This is a genomic window from Pseudomonas sp. NPDC088414 (assembly GCF_044753325.1).
GTDB lineage: Bacteria > Pseudomonadota > Gammaproteobacteria > Pseudomonadales > Pseudomonadaceae > Aquipseudomonas.
This window is the reverse complement of sequence record NZ_JBIVMY010000016.1, coordinates 1-15729: the sequence shown is the minus strand read 5'-3', so window position 1 is coordinate 15729 and position 15729 is coordinate 1. Positions and strand designations below refer to the sequence as shown.

General features: G+C 61.3%; 13 protein-coding genes and 1 pseudogene. 10 read left to right on the top strand and 4 right to left on the bottom strand.

Annotated features, from left to right (window positions below):
* The first annotated feature begins 121 nt into the window (after window positions 1-121).
* The 5 genes from miaB to lnt all read left to right on the top strand — a co-directional run bounded on the left by miaB (window position 122) and on the right by lnt (window position 5831).
* Window positions 122-1450: a tRNA (N6-isopentenyl adenosine(37)-C2)-methylthiotransferase MiaB gene (miaB, locus tag ACIP8I_RS15320; protein WP_400762146.1), complete on the top strand. Its 1329-nt coding sequence runs from the start codon at window positions 122-124 to the stop codon at window positions 1448-1450.
* Window positions 1451-1700: 250 nt separating this feature from the next.
* Window positions 1701-2699, top strand: a complete 999-nt coding sequence (locus tag ACIP8I_RS15315) for a PhoH family protein (protein WP_095139208.1) — start codon at window positions 1701-1703, stop codon at window positions 2697-2699.
* Window positions 2692-3186 (top strand): rRNA maturation RNase YbeY, encoded by a 495-nt coding sequence (gene ybeY / locus ACIP8I_RS15310; protein WP_367085829.1) that lies wholly within the window; start codon window positions 2692-2694, stop codon window positions 3184-3186. The genes ACIP8I_RS15315 and ybeY overlap by 8 nt, the downstream gene beginning before the upstream one ends.
* Window positions 3187-3191: 5 nt before the next feature.
* A complete protein-coding gene (locus ACIP8I_RS15305) occupies window positions 3192-4031 on the top strand; it encodes an HlyC/CorC family transporter (RefSeq protein ID WP_003228526.1) in 840 nt (279 codons plus the stop codon).
* A gap of 276 nt (window positions 4032-4307) precedes the next feature.
* Entirely contained in the window at window positions 4308-5831 is a 1524-nt protein-coding gene (lnt, locus tag ACIP8I_RS15300; RefSeq protein WP_400762251.1) for an apolipoprotein N-acyltransferase, read from the top strand.
* A gap of 174 nt (window positions 5832-6005) precedes the next feature.
* On the opposite strand, the gene ACIP8I_RS15295 is transcribed toward lnt, so the two are convergent.
* Both ACIP8I_RS15295 and ACIP8I_RS15290 read right to left on the bottom strand, forming a co-directional pair.
* Window positions 6006-6767: a YdcF family protein gene (locus ACIP8I_RS15295; RefSeq protein WP_400762143.1), complete on the bottom strand. Its 762-nt coding sequence runs from the start codon at window positions 6765-6767 to the stop codon at window positions 6006-6008.
* Between the two features lie 104 nt (window positions 6768-6871).
* Window positions 6872-7195, bottom strand: coding sequence for a hypothetical protein (locus tag ACIP8I_RS15290; RefSeq protein WP_007960569.1), 324 nt, complete (start codon window positions 7193-7195; stop codon window positions 6872-6874).
* Window positions 7196-7450: 255 nt separating this feature from the next.
* Between ACIP8I_RS15290 and leuS the strand changes: the two genes are divergently transcribed.
* The 5 genes from leuS (at window position 7451) to ACIP8I_RS15265 (ending at window position 13551) form a co-directional block, all read left to right on the top strand.
* On the top strand, window positions 7451-10057 hold the full coding sequence (gene leuS, locus ACIP8I_RS15285) for a leucine--tRNA ligase (RefSeq protein WP_400762141.1): 2607 nt from the start codon (window positions 7451-7453) through the stop codon (window positions 10055-10057).
* Between the two features lie 88 nt (window positions 10058-10145).
* Entirely contained in the window at window positions 10146-10751 is a 606-nt protein-coding gene (gene lptE / locus ACIP8I_RS15280) for an LPS assembly lipoprotein LptE (RefSeq protein WP_367085835.1), read from the top strand.
* 39 nt (window positions 10752-10790) lie between these two features.
* On the top strand, window positions 10791-11828 hold the full coding sequence (gene holA, locus ACIP8I_RS15275) for a DNA polymerase III subunit delta (protein WP_329695780.1): 1038 nt from the start codon (window positions 10791-10793) through the stop codon (window positions 11826-11828).
* A 174-nt stretch (window positions 11829-12002) separates the two neighbouring features.
* Window positions 12003-12167, top strand: a complete 165-nt coding sequence (arfA, locus tag ACIP8I_RS15270) for an alternative ribosome rescue factor ArfA (protein ID WP_400762139.1) — start codon at window positions 12003-12005, stop codon at window positions 12165-12167.
* A gap of 61 nt (window positions 12168-12228) precedes the next feature.
* Window positions 12229-13551: a lytic murein transglycosylase gene (locus ACIP8I_RS15265; RefSeq protein WP_400762137.1), complete on the top strand. Its 1323-nt coding sequence runs from the start codon at window positions 12229-12231 to the stop codon at window positions 13549-13551.
* Between the two features lie 95 nt (window positions 13552-13646).
* Here ACIP8I_RS15265 and ACIP8I_RS15260 read toward each other — a convergent pair whose 3' ends face one another.
* Window positions 13647-14594 (bottom strand): LD-carboxypeptidase, encoded by a 948-nt coding sequence (locus ACIP8I_RS15260; protein WP_400762135.1) that lies wholly within the window; start codon window positions 14592-14594, stop codon window positions 13647-13649.
* 242 nt (window positions 14595-14836) lie between these two features.
* Window positions 14837-15729 (bottom strand): annotated as a pseudogene (lipA, locus tag ACIP8I_RS15255) (lipoyl synthase); the annotation flags it as partial.

The window sequence follows — 15729 nt, the reverse complement described above, 5'->3', positions numbered from 1 at the left end:
ACATCGGGGATAAAAATGAGGGCGCAAACTATAGCATAGCCGCCGGACGCACAGCGGTAGGAACCTGAGGGCTTGTTCCCTATAATGCGCGGTTCTTTGAATCAGGTGACGACCTTACTCCATGGCCAAGAAGCTTTACATCGAAACCCACGGTTGCCAGATGAACGAGTACGACAGCTCGCGCATGGTCGATCTGCTGGGCGAACATCAGGCCCTGGAAGTCACCGCCCGCGCCGAAGACGCCGACGTGATTCTGCTCAACACCTGCTCGATCCGCGAACGCGCTCAGGACCGGGTGTACTCGCAGCTCGGCCGCTGGCGCGAACTGAAACTGGCCAACCCGGACATGGTGATCGCCGTCGGTGGTTGCGTGGCCAGCCAGGAAGGCGCGGCGATCCGTGATCGCGCGCCGTACGTCGATGTGGTCTTCGGCCCGCAAACCCTGCACCGCCTGCCGGAAATGATCGACGCCGCACGCAGCAGCAAGCTGCCGCAAGTCGACGTCTCATTCCCGGAAATCGAAAAATTCGACCATTTGCCCGAGCCGCGCATCGATGGCCCGAGCGCCTACGTGTCGGTGATGGAAGGTTGCAGCAAGTACTGCACGTTCTGCGTAGTGCCTTACACCCGTGGCGAAGAAGTCAGCCGGCCGTTCGATGACGTGATCGCCGAGATCATCCACCTCGCCGAAAACGGCGTGCGTGAAGTGACCCTGCTCGGGCAGAACGTTAACGGCTATCGCGGCCTGACCCACGATGGGCGCCTGGCCGATCTGGCCGAGCTGATCCGCGTGGTCGCCGCCGTCGATGGCATCGACCGTATTCGCTACACCACTTCGCACCCGCTGGAGTTCTCCGACAGCCTGATCCAGGCCCACGCCGAAGTGCCGGAGCTGGTCAAACACTTGCACTTGCCGGTGCAGTCGGGTTCTGACCGGATTCTGGCGGCGATGAAGCGCAACCACACCGCGCTGGAGTACAAATCCAAGTTGCGCAAATTGCGCGCCGCCGTGCCGGGTATCTGCATCAGCTCGGACTTCATCGTTGGCTTCCCCGGCGAGACCGAAAAAGACTTCGAACAAACCATGAAGCTGATTGCCGATGTCGGTTTCGATTTTTCCTACTCGTTCGTCTACAGCCAGCGCCCGGGCACCCCGGCGGCCGATCTGGCCGACGACACCCCGGAAGAGCTGAAGAAAGAACGCCTGAACGCCTTGCAACATCGTCTGAATCAGCAAGGGTTCGAAATCAGCCGACAGATGGTCGGCTCGGTCCAGCGCATTCTGGTCACCGACTATTCGAAGAAAGACCCGGGCGAGCTGCAAGGGCGCACCGAGAATAATCGTATCGTCAACTTCCGCTGCGATAATCCGACCCTGATCGGCCAGTTCGCTGACGTGCACATCGACGCGGCGCAACCGCACTCGCTGCGCGGTTCGCTGATCCAGTAAACGCAAGGCGTCAGAGTGCCGCTGTGGCGAGGGAGCTTGCTCCCGCTCGGTTGCGAAGCAGCCGCAAACCAGACACCTCGATCATCCTGAATGACCGAGGCTGGAGGATTTGGGAGCGCTTTGCACTCCAGCGGGAGCAAGCTCCCTCGCAACAGTTATCCAGTGAGACTGTTTTAAGAGCTTTCGCACCCACGCCACTGGCGTTATCCTTGATTTCATCTTAATTGCCCCAGGGCGGCTAAATACGACCTTGAACGCACCCATAGAACCACATCGTTTTATCCTCGAGCCCTTTGAGGCTCGCCGCTTCGCCAATCTGTGCGGGCAATTCGACGAGCATCTGCGCTTGATCGAACAGCGCCTGGCCATCGAGATCCGCAACCGCGGAAACCAGTTCGAACTGATCGGCGACCCCAAGCACACCACGTCTGCGGAAAACCTGCTGCGCCGCCTGTACCGGGAAACCAAGGGTACCGAGCTGTCGCCGGACATGGTGCACCTGTTCCTCCAGGAATCGGCCGTCGTCGAACTGGACAACCACGCTCCCGCCGAAGCCTCCGTCGCTCTGCGCACCAAGAAAGGCATGATTCGCCCACGCGGCCTGAATCAGCTGCGCTACGTGAAGGAAATCCTTGGTAACGACATCAACTTCGGCATTGGTCCGGCCGGTACCGGCAAGACCTATCTGGCCGTGGCTTGCGCCGTCGATGCCCTGGAGCGCGAGCAGATCCGCCGCATCCTGCTGGTGCGTCCGGCGGTCGAAGCGGGTGAAAAACTCGGCTTCCTGCCCGGCGACCTCGCCCAGAAGATCGACCCGTACCTGCGCCCGCTGTACGACGCCCTCTACGAAATGCTCGGCTTCGAATACGTGGCCAAGCTGATCGAGCGCCAGGTGATCGAAGTCGCGCCGCTGGCCTACATGCGTGGTCGTACGCTGAACAACAGCTTCATCATTCTCGACGAAAGCCAGAACACCACCGTCGAGCAGATGAAAATGTTCCTGACCCGGATCGGCTTTGGCTCGACTGCAGTCATCACTGGCGACATCACCCAGGTCGACCTGCCGCGCGGGACCAAGTCCGGCCTGCATCATGTGATCGAAGTGCTCAAGGACGTTCCGGGCATCAGCTTCACCCATTTCCAGCCCAAAGACGTTGTGCGTCATCCGTTGGTGCAACGGATCGTCGAGGCCTACGAGCGCTTCGAGACCCGTGCCGAAGCCGCCAAGGAAACCTCGCGCGATGCTTGAGCTGGATCTGCAAATCGCTACCGAAGCGAACGCCCCGAGTGAAGCCGACTTCCGCCAATGGTGCGAACTGGCTCTGCGCCAGCGCAGCGCCGACTCGGAAATGACCATTCGCCTGGTCGACGAGGAAGAAGGTCGCGAACTCAATCACACCTGGCGCCACAAGGATTACGCGACCAACGTCCTGTCGTTCCCGGCGGAAGTCCCGGACGAGTTTCTCGACATCCCGCTGCTCGGCGATCTGGTGATCTGCGTCGCGGTGGTCGAGCGCGAAGCTGCCGAACAAGGCAAGGAACTCCAGGCCCATTGGGCACATCTAGTCATTCACGGCTGCTTGCATCTGCTCGGTTACGACCATATAGATGACGACGAAGCCGAGGAAATGGAAGCGCTGGAACGCGAGTTGCTTGCTGAACTGGGCTACCCCGATCCGTACGCGGACGACGAAACCGAAACCTCCCCTATCGTTACAACAAAGGATTCAGAGTAATCGCTATGAGCGAAGATCGATCGAGCAACGGGCAGAAGTCATGGCTGGGTAAACTGACCCAGGCTTTTGCCCACGAGCCGAAGAACCGTCAGGAGCTGCTTGAGCTGCTGCGTGATGCACATCAGAACAAACTGCTGGACAGCGAAGCGCTGGCAATCGTCGAAGGCGCCATTCAGGTGGCTGACCTGCAAGTGCGCGACATCATGGTCCCGCGCTCGCAGATGATCAGCATCAAGGCGACCCAGACCCCTCGTGAATTCCTGCCCGCCGTGCTCGACTCGGCCCACTCGCGCTACCCGGTCATCGGCGAAAGCCACGACGACGTGATGGGCGTGCTGCTGGCCAAGGATCTGCTGCCGCTGATCCTCAAGGAGAACGGCGACAGCTTCAACATCAAGGACCTGCTGCGCCCGGCCACGTTCGTGCCGGAGTCCAAGCGTCTGAACGTGTTGCTGCGTGAATTTCGCGCCAACCACAACCACATGGCCATCGTCATCGACGAGTACGGCGGCGTGGCCGGTCTGGTGACGATCGAAGACGTGCTGGAACAGATCGTCGGCGACATCGAAGACGAGCACGACGTCGAAGAAGACAGCTACATCAAGCCGCTGCCCAGCGGTGACTTCCTGATCAAGGCCCTGACGCCGATCGAGAACTTCAACGAGTTCTTCGACAGCGAATTCTCCGACGACGAGTTCGACACCGTTGGCGGTCTGGTGATGAGCGCGTTCGGGCACTTGCCAAAACGCAACGAAATCACTGAAATCGGCGCCTATCGTTTCCGCATCCTGAACGCCGACAGCCGTCGGATTCATTTGCTGCGACTGACCCCTATCGCCCGGTAAATTTAAGGATTGGGGTATGTCATCAGCTATTTCCTGTATCGCGTTGCGCCTGAAAGCGGGCCAGGCAAGGCGCAGTCCGCAGGGAATGGCATTCCCTTTCCAAGGACTGCAACGCAGCATGGCCCGCTTTCAGGCGCAACCCGGAGGGCCGGGCCTGCTGTTACGCAGGGCTGCGTTGCTCGTCGTTCATTTGAAAAACCAAACTTCACTCCTCGCGCCTTGCCCTGCGTAACAGCAGACCCGGCGCGATACAGGAAATAGCTGATGACATACCCCCTGCGCTGGACAACCCGCCCCGGCTGGCCCGGTAACCTGCTGGCCGTGGCGGCCGGTGCAATCACCACCTTCGCCCTCGCCCCGTTCAACATCTGGCCGCTGGCCTTGCTCGCGGTCGGCCTGTTCTACGCCGGGCTGCGCGAGCTGAAACCGCGTCAGGCGCTGGGGCGTGGCTGGTGTTTCGGTTTCGGCCTGTTCGGCGCAGGGACCAGCTGGATCTACTACAGCATTCACCACTTCGGTGGCGCCTCGGTGCTGCTGGCCGGGTTCCTGATGCTGCTGTTCACCGCAGCGATCGCGTTTTTCTTCGCCCTGCCCGCCTGGGTCTGGGCGCGCTGGTTGCGCCGAAATGAAGCACCGCTGGCCGATGCACTGGCGTTCGCCGCGCTGTGGGTCGGTCAGGAAGCGTTTCGCGGCTGGTTCCTCACCGGTTTCCCTTGGCTGTATTCCGGTTACAGTCAGCTCGACGGCCCGTTGGCCGGGCTCGCGCCGGTCGGTGGCATGTGGCTGGTGTCGTTCGTTCTGGCGCTGACTGCGGCACTGATCTATAACGCGCCGCGCTTGCTGCAATCCGGTCGCAAAGGCTTTATCGCGGCCGGTTTGCTGTTACTGGTCGGGCCTTGGGTAGCCGGTATTGCGCTCAAGGGCCATGCCTGGACCAGTCCGTCCGGCCCGGCACTGAGCGTCGCCGCGATTCAGGGCAACGTCGAACAGAGCATGAAGTGGGATCCGGCGCAGCTCAATGCGCAACTGGCGCTGTATCGCGATCTGAGTTTTCGCTCCAAGCCGGTGGATCTGCTGATCTGGCCTGAAACCGCCGTGCCGGTGCTCAAGGAGTCCGCTGAGGGCTACCTGAACATGATGGGCAACTTCGCCGCCGAGCGTAAATCGGCGCTGATCACCGGCGTGCCGATCCGCGAGACGGTCCGCCATGAAAAACGCTTCTTCAACGGCATCACCGTGGTCGGCGAAGGCGATGGCACCTACCTCAAGCAGAAATTGGTGCCGTTCGGTGAGTACGTGCCTTTGCAGGATCTGTTGCGCGGCTTGATCGCGTTCTTTGACTTGCCGATGTCCGACTTCGCTCGTGGGCCGGCGGATCAAGCGTTGCTGCAGGCCAAGGGTTATCAGATTGCGCCGTTCATCTGCTACGAAGTGGTGTACCCGGAGTTCGCTGCCAGTCTGTCGGCACGCAGTGACCTGCTGCTGACCATCAGCAACGACACCTGGTTCGGCACCTCGATCGGCCCGTTGCAACACCTGCAAATGGCGCAGATGCGCGCGCTTGAAGCGGGCCGCTGGATGATCCGCGCCACCAACAACGGCGTGACCGGACTGATCAACCCGTTCGGGCAGATCACCGAGCAGATCCCGCAGTTCGAGCAAGGCATCCTGTATGGCGAAGTGGTGCCGATGCACAACCTGACGCCTTATCTTGAATGGCGTTCGTGGCCGCTGATCATCGTCTGTGTGCTGCTGTTCGGCTGGGCGCTGATGGCGAGCCGGATGTCGAAAACCCTTTAAAAGCAGGTCACTGACCTGTGGCGAGGGAGCTTGCTCCCGCTCGGCTGCGAAGCAGTCGTAAATCCAGCGCACGCGATCTGTCCAAGACAGTGCGTTTACCTGGATCAGGCCTGCTGCGCAGGCCAGCGGGAGCAAGCTCCCTCGCCACAAAAGGCCGCACTGCCACTGAGTGATTTAGCGGTAAAAAAGCGAATACCCCACCTGCCCCACCGCCTCATTCAGCAACTGCCCGCTCTGCCAGATCGATTTGAATTCCGGCAGCCAGCCACCAAACGGTCGTGCATTGTCGGTCCCGAGAAAACCCACGGGCGCCGGCACCACTTCAAACCCTGCCTGCTCGAAACACCACACGGCACGCGGCATGTGCCAGGCCTGCGTCACCACCACGACGCGCTTGATGCCTTGGGGCAACAAGATGTCGGCGCTGAATTTGGCGTTTTCCCAGGTGGTACGGCTCTCGCCTTCCTGCCAGCGCGTGGTCACGCCAAAATCATCGCGCAACGAATCGGCCATCAGCTTCGCCTCGGTCGGCGGCGTGCCGTAATGCAGGCCACCGCTGGTCAGAATCGGTAGCCCGGAGGCTTTGGCCAATCGCGCCGCATAGCGCTGACGCTCCAGCCCCACGCCGGTTGGCTGGTCCTCGCCCCAGGCCAGATCGCCGCGCTCGCGCCCGGAACCCAGCACCACGATGGCATCGGCGCGCTGCGCCAGCATCGACCAGGCGTCACGGGGCAGCGGCGGCTCGCGCTCCAGCGCCTTGGCCCCCCACTGCACCACCACCGGCAAGCTCATCAGCCAGAAACCACCCAGGCCAAGGGCGAAACACGCAGCGGCCAGCCGCGGCCGGGAGCGGCGCAGCCACCAGGCGACCAGTAACAGCAGTAAAAGAATGCCAGGCGGCAATAGAAGTTGTTTGATGAAGTAACGCAAAGGCATCGGGGCATCTCCAGAGATGCCCGAAGCCTAAGAGTGTTAATAGAGCGTTACAACCGATAGGGTCGGATCCTGTTGAAAAAGATCCGTTTCTTGCCGCCTTGCGCTTATTTGGCCTGCAAAGAGCGAACCTTGACGGTGTCTTTGCCGGGCGCCTTGTCCTTGAGCCAGATGACCTTGGCCGATTGTGGTGCATCGAGCTGCTTCACTGCCTGTGACAAGCTGCCATGCGACTCACGTTCACTACGATCCAGATAGGCCTTGACCAGTTTGAACTCGGCGGGGCTCAAGCCACGCAATTCCAGTTCCACGGGGCGCTCGTCGCGCAGCCGGCCAGCGGTTTTTGCAGCGTCGAGCGCCATGCCCAGACGATCCATCAACCGTTCGTACAACTCGGGTTTCGTCACGTTTTTCTGCCGTTGCTCCACCATCCCTCACCTCATTGAAGATAAGACTCACTCCCCAATAAGAGCTTAGCTTCGCTGCACAAACCGGCTGAACGCCGCGACCAACGGCCCTCGCCACGGGTTTCCGGGGCCAGACAGCTGTAATCAGGGTTTCCCTAGGCCAAGCGCGGTCATGTATGCTACGGCGCTTCCTGTCATTCCACTTCCAGCTTGTCCGGAGCATCCCCGGAAGGCGCGTTGAAGAGGATTAGGCCACCCCTATCCAGTACAAAAGTAGCCATGCACGAACAATATCAGCCCCGTGAAATCGAAGCCGCCGCCCAGTCGTTCTGGGACGAGCAAAAGTCCTTTGAAGTCAGTGAACAGCCAGGCAAGGAAACCTACTACTGCCTGTCGATGTTCCCTTACCCCAGCGGCAAGCTACACATGGGGCACGTGCGCAACTACACCATCGGCGACGTGATCTCCCGCTACCAGCGCATGCAAGGCAAGAACGTTCTGCAACCGATGGGTTGGGACGCCTTCGGCATGCCGGCGGAAAACGCCGCGATGAAGAACAACGTCGCACCCGCCAAGTGGACCTACGAAAACATCGCCTATATGAAGTCCCAGCTGCGCAGCCTGGGCCTGGCGGTGGACTGGTCCCGTGAAGTGACCACCTGCAAGCCGGACTACTACCGCTGGGAACAATGGCTGTTCACTCGCTTGTTCGAAAAAGGCGTGATCTACCGCAAGAACGGCACCGTGAACTGGGACCCGGTCGACCAGACCGTACTGGCCAACGAGCAGGTGATCGACGGTCGCGGCTGGCGTTCCGGCGCGCTGATCGAAAAGCGCGAAATCCCGATGTACTACTTCAAGATCACCGCTTACGCGGATGAACTGCTGGAGAGCCTCGACGAACTGACTGGCTGGCCGGAACAGGTCAAGACCATGCAGCGCAACTGGATCGGCAAATCCCGCGGCATGGAAGTGCAGTTCCCGTACAACGTCGACTCGATCGGCGAAGCAGGCACCCTCAAGGTTTTCACCACCCGTCCGGACACCCTGATGGGCGCGACCTACGTTGCCGTGGCTGCCGAGCACCCGCTGGCGACCCAGGCCGCGCAGAACAACCCCGAGCTGCAAGCGTTCATCGCCGAATGCAAGGGCGGCAGCGTCGCTGAAGCCGACGTCGCCACTCAAGAGAAGAAAGGCCTGCCGACCGGCCTGTTCGTCGAGCACCCGCTGACCGGCGAAAAACTCCCGGTGTGGGTCGCCAACTACGTGCTGATGCACTACGGCGACGGCGCGGTGATGGCGGTCCCGGCGCACGACGAGCGCGATTTCGAATTCGCCCACAAGTACGACCTGCCGGTCAAATCGGTGGTGCGCACCAGCTCCGGTGACAGCAACCCGGCTCCGTGGCAAGACGCCTACGGCGAGCACGGCACGCTGATCAATTCCGGCGAGTTCGACGGCCTGGACTTCAGCGGCGCCTTCGACGCCATGGAAGTCGCCCTGATCAAGAAAAACCTCGGTGCCTCGCGCACCCAGTTCCGCCTGCGCGACTGGGGCATCAGCCGTCAACGCTACTGGGGCTGTCCGATCCCGATCATCCACTGCGCCACCTGCGGTGACGTGCCGGTGCCGGAAGACCAGTTGCCGGTGGTGCTGCCGGAAGACGTGGTGCCGGACGGCGCCGGTTCGCCGCTGGCGCGCATGCCGGAATTCTACGAGTGCAGCTGCCCGAAATGCGGCCAGCCTGCCAAGCGTGAAACCGACACCATGGACACCTTCGTCGAGTCCTCGTGGTACTACGCCCGTTACGCCTCGCCGCACTTCGAAGGTGGCCTGGTGGAAAAATCCGCGGCCGACCACTGGTTGCCGGTGGATCAGTACATCGGTGGTATCGAACACGCCATTCTTCACCTGCTGTACGCGCGTTTCTTCCACAAGCTGATGCGTGACGAAGGTCTGGTCAGCTCCAACGAGCCGTTCAAGAACCTGCTGACCCAGGGCATGGTGATCGCCGAAACTTACTACCGCCGCGAAGCCAACGGTGCCTACACCTGGTTCAACCCGGCGGACGTGGAACTCGAGCGTGACAGCAAGGCCAAGGTCATCAGCGCCAAACTGAAATCCGACGGCTTGCCGGTGGAAATCGGTGGCACCGAAAAAATGGCCAAGTCGAAGAACAACGGCGTCGACCCACAGTCGATGATCGATCAGTTCGGCGCCGACACTTGCCGCCTGTTCATGATGTTCGCTTCGCCGCCTGACATGAGCGCCGAATGGTCGGACTCCGGCGTTGAAGGCTCGCACCGCTTCCTCAAGCGCGTCTGGCGTCTGGCGCAGGCCCACGTCACCCAGGGCCTGCCGGGCAAGCTGGACATCGCCGGCCTGAACGACGAGCAGAAAGCCGTGCGCCGCGCCATCCACCTGGCCATCAAACAGGCCAGCCATGACGTCGGCCAGAACCACAAATTCAACACCGCCATCGCTCAAGTGATGACGCTGATGAACGTGCTGGAAAAAGCTGCGCAAGGCACCGAGCAGGACCGCGCGCTGATTCACGAAGGTCTGGAAGCCGTGACGTTGCTGCTGGCTCCGATCACGCCGCACATCAGCCATGAGCTGTGGAATCAACTGGGCCACGCTGACCCGGTGATTGATGCGGGCTGGCCTGCGGTCGATGAAAGCGCACTGGTACAGGACAGCCTGCAACTGGTCATTCAAGTGAATGGCAAGCTGCGTGGCCAGATCGAAATGCCGGCCAGCGCCACCCGTGAAGAAGTCGAAGCGGCTGCCCGCGCCAACGAAAACGTGCTGCGTTTCGTCGACGGTCTGACCATTCGCAAAGTGATCGTTGTACCGGGGAAACTGGTCAACATCGTCGCCAGCTAAATTGGATTGGGCGTCAGGTTCGCCTGACGCCCTGTAAAACCTTTCGGGCCGCAGGGTCGGCCCACCTGGTTTCAAGGGGAGCAACACAATGATCAAACGCAATCTGCTGGTGATGGGCCTCGCCGTTCTGCTGAGCGCCTGCGGTTTCCAGCTGCGTGGCACCGGCACCAACGAACTGTCGATCAAGGAGCTCGATCTGAGCGCCCGTAACGCTTATGGCGAGACCGTCACCCAGCTGCGTCAGGTGCTCGAGTCCAGCGGCGTCAAGGTTTACAGCGGCGCACCGTACAAGCTGTATCTGGCTGACGAGCAGGAAAACCAGCGCATCCTCAGCTACGCCGGTGCCGGTCGTACGGGCGAGTACCAAGTGACCACCGTGCTGAACTACGACATCGTAGGCGAACACAATCTGAACCTGTTGAGCGACAAGCTTGAAGTACAGAAAGTGTTCATTCACGACGGCAACAACCTCATCGGCTCCGATCAGGAAGCCAACGACGCCCGTCGCGAAACCCGTCGCGAACTGGTTCAGCGCATGATGCTGCGCCTGCAACAGCTGACGCCGGGCCAACTGCAGCAATTGCAGCAAGCGGCCAACGACCGTGCCCGGGCTGAAGCCGACGCGCTGAAGGCGGCACAGAAGGCTGAAGCGGAAACCCCGCGTCAGTCGCCGCTCGAACTGCCGCAGCAGTAAGACGTACGGGGCGCTCAGGCGCCCCGTTCGCCCTCTCTTATGAAGCTCGCTCCCGCTCAACTCGGCAAACACCTGCAAGGCGCGCTCGCGCCCGTCTATATCATCAGCGGCGATGACCCGCTGTTGTGCCAGGAAGCCGCCGACGCTATCCGCAGCGCTGCCCGCCAGCAAGGTTTCGACGAACGCCAGGTGTTCGCCGCCGACGCCAATTTCGATTGGGGTACCTTGTTGCAGGCCGGCGCCAGCATGTCGTTGTTCGCTGAAAAGCGCCTGCTGGAACTGCGGTTGCCTTCTGGCAAACCCGGTGACAAGGGCGCTGCCGCGCTGATCGAATATTGCTCGCGCCCCGCTGAAGACACGGTACTGCTGATCAGCTTGCCCAAGCTCGACGGCAGTGCGCAGAAGACCAAGTGGGGCAAGGCGCTGGTCGAAGGGCAGCAGACCCAGTTCATCCAGATCTGGCCGGTGGATGCCAACCAGTTGCCGAGCTGGATTCGTCAGCGTCTCTCACAGGCCGGGCTGTCGGCCAGCCAGGACGCGGTCGAACTGATCGCCGCACGCGTGGAGGGCAACCTGCTCGCCGCCGCGCAGGAAATCGAAAAGCTCAAGCTGATGGCCGAAGGTGGGCAGATCACCGTCGAAACCGTGCAGGCCGCCGTGGCCGACAGTGCGCGCTTCGACGTGTTCGGCCTGACCGATGCCGTGCTCAACGGCGAACCGGCTCATGCGCTGCGCATGCTCGAAGGCCTGCGCGGTGAAGGCGTCGAGCCACCAGTGATCCTCTGGGCACTGGCGCGGGAGTTGCGCCTGCTGGCCAACATCTCGCTGCAGTACAGCCAGGGCACACCGCTGGACAAGTGCTTCAGCCAGGCGAAACCGCCGGTCTGGGACAAGCGCAAACCGTTGATGAGCAAAGCCCTTCAGCGCTACACAGCGCAACGCTGGGCACAGTTGCTGCTCGAAGCCCAGCGCATCGATGCGCAGATCAAAGGCCAGGCCGCCGGTTCGCCGTGGATGAGCCTGAGCCGATTGGCGTTGTTGATGGCGGGGCAGCGTCTGACTCTTCCTGCTGAATAAAAGCAAAAGATCGCAGCGTGCCGCAGCTCCTACACCGATCCCTGTAGGAGCTGCCGAAGGCTGCGATCTTTTGATCTTTTTTCCCACACATCGCCTCGCCAACTGTCCTATAGACAGATGCCCGACATCGGCAGATTATTGCCCCCGCAACACCCACTCACCGAGAGATCCATCATGCGCAAAAAGCCATCGAAACATGGCCCGAACAAGGCCAAATCCATCATCGCCCAACCCCTGTTCCGCAGTCGCCAGGAACGACCGACCAAGGGCAAAGGCAGCTACCGCCGCGAAGCCTTCCAGTCTAAAAGCTGGGAGGCTTCTTACTTTCTGGCTGCCTGAAGCACACTACCCCCCGGGCATGTTAAGGTCTGTACCTGAATCGTATCCCCTGGAACCGTGCATGCCCTTTAGTCTTTCCCGTCGTTGGCCCGTTCGCCAACTGATCGCTGCCTCCAGCTTCATTCTGCTTGTCGCCTGCGCGGAAAAACCTACCGCTGCCGATGCGCAACCTCTTCAAGCCGCCCCTGTCGCAACAGCCCCGGCAATCATCCCGCCGGTAGTGCCGTCCGCCGACCCGCTTGATCTTCAGCCCACCCAGACCTTTGCCGAATGGCAGGCGGGTTTCCGCAAGGATGCCTTGGCGGCCGGGATCCGCGCCGATCTGTTCGACCGCGCGTTTGCCAATGTCAGCTTCGATGCCAGCATGATCAAAGCCGACCGCAGCCAGCCGGAGTTCTCCCGTCCGGTGTGGGAATACCTCGATGGCGCCCTGTCACCGCTGCGGGTGCGCAAAGGTCAGGCGCTGATCAGTCAGTACGCCGACATCCTGCAAAGCATCGAGCAGCGCTATGGCGTTGATCGTCAGGCGCTGGTGTCGGTGTGGGGCATGGAAAGCAACTTCGGTCAGTTCCAGGGCACCAAGTCGGTGATCAACTCATTGGCGACCCTGGCCTACGAAGGCCGGCGTCCGGGCTTTGCCCATGCGCAATTGATCGCGGCGCTGCAGATCCTGCAACAGGGCGACATCACGCCTGAGAAGATGCTGGGCTCGTGGGCCGGCGCGATGGGCCAGACCCAGTTCATTCCGACCACCTACAACACCCATGCCGTGGATTTCGACGGCGACGGTCGCCGAGACATCTGGGGCAGCCCGGCCGACGCCCTGGCCTCCACCGCGCACTACCTGCAAAGCTCGGGCTGGCAGCGTGGTCAACCGTGGGGCTTTGAAGTGCAGCTGCCGAGCGGCTTCAACTACACCCTGGCCGATGGCGCGATGCGCAAGACTGTTGCCGAATGGCGTCAACTGGGGGTGATTCTGCCGAATGGCGGTCAGGCCCCGGCCGGCTCGGATCAACTGTCCGCCGCCCTGCTGCTGCCGGCCGGCTACCGTGGCCCGGCGTTCCTGATCCTCGATAACTTCCGGGCGATCCTCAAGTACAACAACTCGTCGTCCTATGCACTGGCAGTCAGTCTGTTGTCCGAGCGCTTCAATGGCGCAGGCCTGATCAACGGCACCTGGCCGAAAGACGACCTGCCATTGAGCCGCACCGAGCGTATTGAATTGCAGAACCTGCTGAGCGCGCGTAACTACGATGCGGGCACGGCGGACGGGATTATCGGCGCCAATACGCGCAAGGCGATTCGCAGCGCGCAGCAAGCGTTTGGCTGGCCGGCGGACGGGTATCCGACGCATAAATTGCTTGAGAGCCTGCGTACTCAATAAAGCAAGATCAAAAGATCGCAGCCTTCGGCAGCTCCTACAGGGTAAACACCCATCCCATGTAGGAGCTGCCGCAGGCTGCGATCTTTTTTGCTTTCTTATCGGGTGACTACATCCTGCTCCAGCATCAACTCCTTTTTCCCCGCATCCAGCCGCACCAGCGCGCCCATCGGCAGCGTCAGGTTCGGGTCGCAATGGCCGCTGCGCCATCCCGACAGCACCGGAATCCGTAACGGTTCGAAGGTCTGTTTGAGCAAACGATTCAGTGCATCGACATCCACTCCCGCCACATCCCCGACCAGCACGCCCCGCAATCTCGCCAGTTTGCCGGCCAGACGCATCTGCGTGAGCAAGCGGTCGATCCTGTACAGCGGCTCGTTGACATCCTCGATTAACAGGATTACGCCTTCCACGTCGATCTCGTAAGGCGTACCCAATGTCGAGGCAATCATTGCCAGATTGCCGCCCAGCAGCCGCCCATGGGCGATGCCCGGTTCGACCGTGGTCAACGGATAAGCCACCGGATGGCTCAACACACTCCCCGCCTTCAACTGACCGCGCAGCATGGCGAAGAATGAAGTGACAGTCGGCGGCTCCTTGTCGCCCAGCAAATCGGCGTTGAGCAGCGGGCCGTGGAAGGTCACGAACCCGGCGTAGCGACTGATCGCCAGATGCAGCGCGGTGATGTCGCTGTAGCCGACAAACGGCTTGGCGTGGCGGCTGAGCAGATCGTAATCGATCCGGTCCAGCAGGCGCGGCGTACCGTAGCCGCCGCGCAGGCAGATGATCGCGTCGACTTCGGGATCGGCGAAAGCGGCGTGCAGGTCGTTGAGGCGCACGTCATCGCTGCCGGCCAGATAGCCTTCCTTCGCGTAGACACCCGGAAACACTTTCAGCGCATAGCCGCGGGCACGCATCCACTGCACAGCCTTGTCGGTGTCCAGCGCGCCGGGGCCGGCGGGGGCGATCACGCCGATCAGCCCTTCGGACGGCAGCGCCGGCACGGGTTTATGGGCAAAGAGGGTGTGAGTCGGTCGAACAGTCATCCGTGGGGCTCCCTGTGAAATCATGCACACACAGTAGTCAGGTACAAAGACAAACAAAAGAGGCGGGATCACCAATAAACTGTGGCGAGGGAGCTTGCTCCCGCTGGGTTGCGCAGCGACCCCAAGTTTTTTGAGACTGAGTCGCACCCTGGCGGAAGCAAGCTCCCTCGCCACAGGTTTTCTCAGGCCGAAACAAAAATACCCGCCGAAGCGGGTATTTTCTGCAGGCTGTCAGCGCTGAATCAGGAACCGAGCAGTTCAGCCTTGACCAGTTTCGCCTGCTCGTCAGCGTGATACGAAGAACGTACCAGCGGGCCGGAAGCAACGTTCTTGAAGCCCATTTTGTAGCCTTCTTCGGCGAACCAGGCGAAGGTGTCCGGGTGCACGAAACGCTGCACCGGCAAGTGGCTGCGGGACGGTTGCAGGTACTGGCCGAGGGTCAGCATGTCGATGTCGTGTTCGCGCATGCGCTTCATGACTTCGATGACTTCTTCGTCAGTCTCGCCCAGCCCCAGCATCAGGCCGGATTTGGTCGGGATGTGCGGCATCATCTGCTTGAAGCGTTGCAGCAGGGTCAGCGACCACTGGTAGTCCGAACCCGGACGCGCAGCCTTGTACAGGCGCGGCACGGTTTCCAGGTTGTGGTTGAACACATCCGGCGGCTCGGCGGCGGTGATTTCCAGGGCGATGTCCATGCGGCCACGGTAGTCCGGGACCAGGGTTTCCAGCTGCACATTCGGCGACAGCTTGCGGATCTCGCGGATGCAATCGGCAAAGTGCTGGGCACCGCCGTCACGCAGGTCGTCGCGGTCAACCGAGGTGATCACCACGTACTTGAGCTTGAGGTCGGCAATGGCGATCGCCAGGCTTTCCGGCTCGTTGACGTCCAGTGGTTTCGGACGACCGTGGCCAACGTCGCAGAACGGGCAACGACGGGTGCAGATGTCGCCCATGATCATGAAGGTCGCGGTGCCGCCGGAGAAGCACTCGCCCAGGTTCGGGCAGGACGCTTCTTCGCAGACGCTGTGCAGCTTGTGCTTGCGCAGCAGGCTCTTGATCCGGTCGACTTCCGGCGAAACCGGGATGCGCACGCGACTCCAGTCGGGTTTCTACGGCAGTTCGGTGGTCGGACTGA